At 40.8% G+C, this 6,739-nt stretch carries 5 protein-coding genes; 4 read left to right on the top strand and 1 reads right to left on the bottom strand.

The window, feature by feature from the left end:
* Positions 1-122: 122 nt before the first annotated feature.
* Positions 123-1,250, bottom strand: coding sequence for a MobH family relaxase (mobH, locus tag BCT34_RS00475; RefSeq protein WP_076656851.1), 1,128 nt, complete (start codon positions 1,248-1,250; stop codon positions 123-125).
* Positions 1,251-2,074: 824 nt separating this feature from the next.
* Here mobH and BCT34_RS00470 point away from each other — a divergent pair.
* From BCT34_RS00470 to BCT34_RS00455, 4 genes are all read left to right on the top strand, one after another.
* On the top strand, positions 2,075-2,416 hold the full coding sequence (locus tag BCT34_RS00470; RefSeq protein WP_076656852.1) for a helix-turn-helix transcriptional regulator: 342 nt from the start codon (positions 2,075-2,077) through the stop codon (positions 2,414-2,416).
* 422 nt (positions 2,417-2,838) lie between these two features.
* Positions 2,839-3,684, top strand: a complete 846-nt coding sequence (locus tag BCT34_RS00465) for a RepB family plasmid replication initiator protein (RefSeq protein WP_076656853.1) — start codon at positions 2,839-2,841, stop codon at positions 3,682-3,684.
* A 664-nt stretch (positions 3,685-4,348) separates the two neighbouring features.
* Positions 4,349-5,617 carry a ParA family protein gene (locus BCT34_RS00460; protein WP_076656854.1) on the top strand — a complete coding sequence of 423 codons (1,269 nt, stop codon included), beginning with the start codon at positions 4,349-4,351 and terminating at the stop codon, positions 5,615-5,617.
* A gap of 5 nt (positions 5,618-5,622) precedes the next feature.
* Positions 5,623-6,597 carry a ParB family protein gene (locus BCT34_RS00455; protein ID WP_076656855.1) on the top strand — a complete coding sequence of 325 codons (975 nt, stop codon included), beginning with the start codon at positions 5,623-5,625 and terminating at the stop codon, positions 6,595-6,597.
* Positions 6,598-6,739: the final 142 nt, after the last annotated feature.

Raw genomic sequence — 6,739 nt, 5'->3', positions numbered from 1 at the left:
AATCGCTAAACATCAAGTTTAAATTCTGGGTTAAAAGTGCGTCTATCACGCTTAGTCATAATGTCACCTGTTTTAGTCTTGAGATGATCATACATCACCTCTTAATCAGGTGGCCAAATTCACTATGCCACTACAGTTTGGCGCCAGTCAAACTCAGAGAGCAGCACCTCACACTTCCAAATCGCCAGGTCGTCGGCGTTCGGACGAATGAGTTGGTGTTGCTGCAGCTCGTTAAACAAACGGGAATTGTCCGAAGGGACAGAGGTGATGCCACGCTCAAGCAGCGTACTGCGTAGACGGTCAGCGATGGGCTTACTCATCAAATAAAGGAGCTCCCCCTCCACAAAACCTTCGGCGCCTTTTTTGTTCAGTGGGAGGGTCGCGCTTTGCAGAAGGTGCGATAAAGTCAGCTTGAGTTGTCCCGCTAGGGACACCGTCGCCCCGCGCGCTTGCTCAGCGGCGAGATTGATCCCCTCTTTGTCGGCGCCCAAGGCTTGCGCGACGCTGGCCGCGTCCGCTTGCGTCACGATTTGCTCAATGACATTATCCGGGTTTTTATGACCCGATAGGTACTCAACCATGGTGTGAAACAGGGCTTTGTCGCTGGAGATAGCCAGCATGGCGTCAGAACTGAGCAATTGAGTCAGTAGGGTATGGCCCATATATTGGTGCGTCGAGTACTGGCGTGCTTTGTTGTAACGACAACGGTACGGTCTATCGATGGCGCCCATGACAGGACTCCAACGCTCCCCTTCCCCGCCTTCTTGATACAGCTCGATGTCCACATCATTGATCTTGCCTGAGTCGTGCAGCAGCGCGCATAAAAACACGCCATAGACCCAAACAATCTCTCGGTGGATAACCTCTTCGGGTGGGGTATTGGGCGGTAATATCGCATTACGGCGCAGGCGCATGGCGTAAATGGCCACATCGAGGCTGTGAAGCAGTAAACCGCGTTTACCGGTGTGGTGATAATTTTCTGATGCAGGGATATCTTGACACCACATGGCGTAGTTCACGACCGTATCGACGACAAACTCAGGCCACACCTCAAACGGCAGCGCAAGGCCGCTGCGTTTTAAGACGCGGAGTTTGTCCTGGATAATCTCGTCGTGTTCAAGCTCAGCCCGAGTAGCAGGCAGCACAAAGCCCTCCGGAGCGCTCAGCGCACCAGAGGGAGATACATCGGATTGATGATGTTGTTCATCTGCGTAAAGCCAATCAATGAACCGTTTAATGGATTGAAACATCCTTAACCTACCTTCTGACCTATCAAAACCAAAAAATACTGTATATAAAAACAGTACCACAAACATTTCGTTGCATACAATACCGATCAAAAACCGTTTGAGGCAAAAACACTGACCCCTAGGTTTGAACCCATTTCATGCACGAAATAAAAGTAACAGAGACGAAAAAATCAAGGCGTGATAGCCCTGTACTCTGAATATTGGTAGGCGACACAGCACAGTGAGTGCATGACGCTAAGTCGAGCGCGGGGCTCGTCAGGTTTGATAGCACCGAAGCGATGTAGGCTAAGGGCAGTTAAGTATGCTTTCACTTTTTCCGTTTGAACTTGGAAAAAGCCGCGACACGTTTCAGAGAGCCATTTAAGGGGGGTTAACCCCGTGTGCTTGACTGCGCAATGGCAGACGGAGCAACTCTATAAAAATTGAATAGAGAGATCAAGTCCTTGAAGGAAAGCTGAGAAGGCAGGACACCGCTTGTTGATTCAGTATTGATGTGGTTATGAGTCATGTTCATCTGGACCAATAGGCGATTGACTAAGCATCATAGAGGGGAAAGACGTCCCTCTTCATTGATATTAGGTAAATGTTTGAATTGGAACTATTGTCACATAAGAGCACAAGAATAAGGTGCGAGCCCCAGAGCATTAGGGGCTCGCAATAGTGCGCAGTGGGATGCGCGCACTAAATTTGGTGTCGGGGTGTAGTGCATGAATGGGTTTTTAAAGAGCGACTTTAGTTAATGGTGATTTTATTCACCTAAGAGGAAATGTCAACCCGATATAAGCTATTGCGTTTATCTTTAATTAAACTTGGGTAACTAAACAATGGAACCATTAGATCTTCGTATTTCAGAATTAATAAAAAATTCAGACCTTAGTTATGGTGAAATTGCGAGGCAATGTAGTGTTGATAGAGCAGCTGTTAGTAGATGGGTAAAAACAGGAAAGATGACTACTGAAAATTTCGCCAAGCTTTGTATCATCTTAAATCTAGATGCAAATGAAGTTCTTTTTGGTGAGCAATACGAATCTTATAAACAATTTAAAAGTTCTAAAGGAATAAGGCTTATTCAACAAGAGCTTATAGATAAGATTTTGTCTGAAAAAGAGTCTAACGATGATTTCCTTAATCTATTAAATAAATTATTAGAACGACTAAAAGTTTAATCATTATATAGCGAAGAAAAATGTTAGTGTTTTTTGAGTGTAACAATTTTGATTTGTGTGTGGTCAACTTTCGTGAGAAACGAACGAATAGTTGTCCATCGCATAAATCCGACACAGGAACGCCAAAGCGTTGCCCGTCAGAGAGCTCTTAACATTATAAAAACAATAGTTACCCACTTATCCACAGGACTAATTATCCTAAACTAAACCTAATATGAACCAAATTGATCCAAACTGATCCTTGTTCGCTCTGAAGCCTTGTCAGTAATGGCTTTATCGTTGATCTAGGTGTAGCATAAACTGTGATAGGTGTATTATAAACTGTATATGGTGTATCCTTTACTGTAGACGGTGTAGCATAGGCTGTGTATGGTGTAGCATGCACTGTAAAGTATGTTAGTAACTCATTTTGGATATTAACTATGGAAAACAAGCTCTTATCTGTAATTAGTGATGGTCTGGTTATATCTGATACACATACTATCCAACCTAATATATTAATTCGTACGGCTTTATTTACGCCGATTGCTAAAAACAGCAATAAAAGTGATGATCTTACCGTTGTTAAGCACAATGTAAGCGATGAGTTCAGAGATATATCTTTGTACAAGCGTGAAGGCTACGAGTACGCATCACTAAAGGGGGAGAGGCTCAATGTTCGGACCGACTTTAAAGTGTGGTGTGGGGTTGTTTTCGCTTTTTCTAAATATGGTTACGACTCCGATAAGATAACAATGAAACTCTCTGAATTTACAAAGTTTTGTGGATTTAGTACACAGATGTTGAACTCTAAGTTTCGTAAACGTATAAAGGAGTCCCTTGAGCGCATCCAGAGCCAAAAGATAAGTATGGCCACAAAAGATGGTTCTAAAGCAACCTCAACATCTTTGCTTAAAAAGTTTGTGTACGATATGGATAGTGATACGATCATTTTGGAAGGTGATCCTGACTTATGGGAGTTGTATCGTATTGATCGTCAAATCCTAATTAGTATGCGCACTCTTTCGTCCATTCCAAGAGCCGAAACTGCCCAATGTTTGTATTTATTTTTTGCGTGCCTACCTGAAGACCCCTTCCCAGTATCTTTAAGTCGTATGAGAGATCGTCTTGCTTTAAGTATGAGTAATAAGGAAGCGAACCGTTCTATTAAATCTGCAATTAAGAGATTAGAATCAATTGGTTACTTACATGGTCAGGAGACGACATGGCATGGTGAATGGGCCTACAAGATCACCAAAAGAAATAAAGCTCTCCCTGAGATCAATTAGATACTGACTGCATTTTATTTTGGGTGTACCTATTACTGCTACTGTATTGGTAAATACGGTGTAGCCCAAACTGTATTTAATTTTGCGTTACTCGTTTATGTCTCCATAAAAGGTGTAGCCTAAGCTGCCTCTTCAGTTCTAAATTTAGTCACTTTTATTAATTGGTGTAGTGTAAACTGCACCAATTGACTCTTTTGTTAATTCCAAGTTATTGAAAGTATTTTAAAATCCTCCCTTGTATTTATATTTATCAACGAATATGGACACGTAAGGTGTAACCCATACTGCTTTTCTTGTTGTTCTAATAGCTCCTTGATAGTCCCTTATATGTTACTTCAGGTGTAGCGTAAACCGTTGTGTATTTTTAAGTAATTGAGAAGTATTGAAATTTGTAATCTTTTTATATGAGAACTGAGTGCTAATTTATCTTTGGTGTAGCCTTTACTGTTGGTCAGGGTAATTGTCGCTCAATAGTTGGTTTTGCTTAGTCGCTTTACTCGATCCTATTAGGTGTATTGGTAATGGTGTAGCGTAAACTGCATTTTGGTTAAGTTTTAATAAATAACCTAAAAAATGAATTTTACACACAAAAGCTGAATTTACCCATTGTTGGTGTGTAATATTTGTGTATTATGAGGTTATGTTTTTGATAGGGTAAATTACGATGAATTTTGCTGATAAAGTAGATGCTATTGGTCGCCGAATGAAAGAAGAGAGTGTGTCTTTAAAGGATTCGCTTCGGGATATTATGACGGTAGAAGTTACGGATGAAGAGTTACCCAAAGGGGTTAGCCGTCTTATTTATAATCACTGCTTAAATAAGACCGAAGTATACGATTCACTTTTTGAGATGAAGTGCGTAAAGAAAACTTATCAAAAGAAGCTTGATCAAGCGATTGCAGATGGCCATGTAGATGAGCCTATTTATCATCATCGCAAGCACTTATTTACCAGAGCGCACCTACAACAAATCATGCAATACTTTGAATTTGAGAAGCATTCTGATTTTTACGAGTCATTTGTTGTCATCGTTAGTAACTACAAAGGCGGAACTGGTAAAAGCACAACAGCTGTTACTCTTGCGACAAAAGCGGCACTTGATTTAGATCTGAATGCTAAAGTTTGCCTTCTAGACTTAGATCCGCAAGGCTCAGCAGCTCGCGGGATCATTCAAATCGATGAGTCTAGAGAGCAGCACTACATTACTATTGCTGATCTTCAATGTTATGATCTTACGGAAGAGCAAGGTGACGAAAATCAAGTTAAAGCCTTGCTTGAACATGGTGTCCCTTTTGAGCAAATTGTATTGGCATCGGTGTTTAATACTCATCTACCAAATCTGGATGTCATGACGGCTTTCCCTACCGATGAGAAATTTTCTGACTACTACATGGCTTCAGATGAAGAAAAGCAAGTACAACTGCTTTCTCGGTTGAAAAAAGAAATTATTCCGATCCTAAAATCAAAATATGACATTATTATTTTAGATTTACCCCCTCAAAACAGCCCTATTGTTTGGTCCGCTCTGGAAGCCGCCAATGGTGTCCTTACCCCTATTTCTCCCAAAGCTTATGATTATGCATCTACTGAGTCATACTTATTAACTATTGGTGACATTGCACGAAACCTACCATCGGGCGGCGGTAACATCAGTTACTTCAGAGTGTTGCCTGTTAATTATAATGAGCGTGAAAAGCATGAGCGTAAAACGTTTAACAGATTGCTTCGCTCAGTACGTGATGACTTGGTCGTATCTCCTATCTACCACTCTCCATTATTTTTAGAAGCTGCGAGCCTTAATCGAACGATATATGACATTAAAAAATCAGAAAGTAACTGTACTGCAATGCAATACGATGAGGCCATTAGCTCGTCTAATAAGGCATACAAGGCATTTATCGACGAAATTAAGATTAAGGCAACTAAAGGGTAGTCATTGTGAAGAGAACGAAAAACAAAGCTCAACTAACTGGTCAATCATCATCTTCTTCTGGTGTTGGCGATCTATTCGCGTTATCTGCGACTAAGAAGTTTTTAGGTGGTAAATATGATGCTAAGCGGATCACCATTAAAGGATCAGATGTTGAATCGAAAACGGCCATTCATTACCTTAACCCTCGCAACCAAGATGCATTAACAATTGATGCAGTAGCTGATATCTATGAGTCGATCGTTGTTAATGGAGTAAGTCAAGAAGGTATCGCAGTTAGGAAGGATGGCCAGTACCTTGTACTCGATTCTAGTCGACGTCGTTTCTGTTGCATAAACGGTAAGGTTGACTTTCCTCTTTGGGTTATCGATGGTGAGCCAAGTGAGCAAGAGCTTTTAAGGTTAATCAATGATTCTCAAGAAGTTAAGAGGTGGTCTTATCCAGAGCATGGAGAATATTTACTGAAGATTGCCAAGTTAAAGGGATTATCTGTAGAAAAATTAAGCGTAGCTGAATTAGCTGAAAATTTGGGGATGGGGAAAGAGTCACTTCGAAAGAGGTTAGAGTCTTTAAATATAGTCAAGGCTCTGAGAGAGGTTTTCGTGGATTACGAAGGTATCCCTAATTCTTTTTATGGAAAGATTGCCGGATGTCAGAGAAAGTTAATAAAGGGTAACTTTGATGTAGAATCATTTGCTCGTGATTTATTGGGTAGGTTAGGTGTATTAGATAAGTCTAACTCTATAAAAGACCAACAACTTATTACGCTCAAAATCATGGAAGAGTTAGTGAATGAGCACATAGATGTAGAGAAAACTCCAAAATGGAAAGAAGAACAACTGGGCAATTTTGACCAGAAAGATATTTCTGCAAAACGCAAGATCAGCAAAGATGGAAGAAAAACTATCTATGAGCTGACGCGATTACCTGCAGACAAGCAAAAACAAATTGATGACTTCATGAATCAGATATTGACGAGTTAACCAGTTCTTGTCGGAAATGAATTAACTCACTATATATCAATGTGTTAAGGTTGTTTTATTGCCAAAGCAATGGGGGTGGTCGGAAGGGTTGGTAAGCTTAATGGCTACTCTTTCTAGTGTTGTTTAGTGTTTTGGAACAATA

Source organism: Vibrio sp. 10N.261.45.E2 (assembly GCF_002875705.1).
Lineage (GTDB): Bacteria > Pseudomonadota > Gammaproteobacteria > Enterobacterales > Vibrionaceae > Vibrio.
The sequence above is the reverse complement of the archived record's forward strand: the minus strand, read 5'-3'. Positions and strand labels throughout refer to the sequence as shown.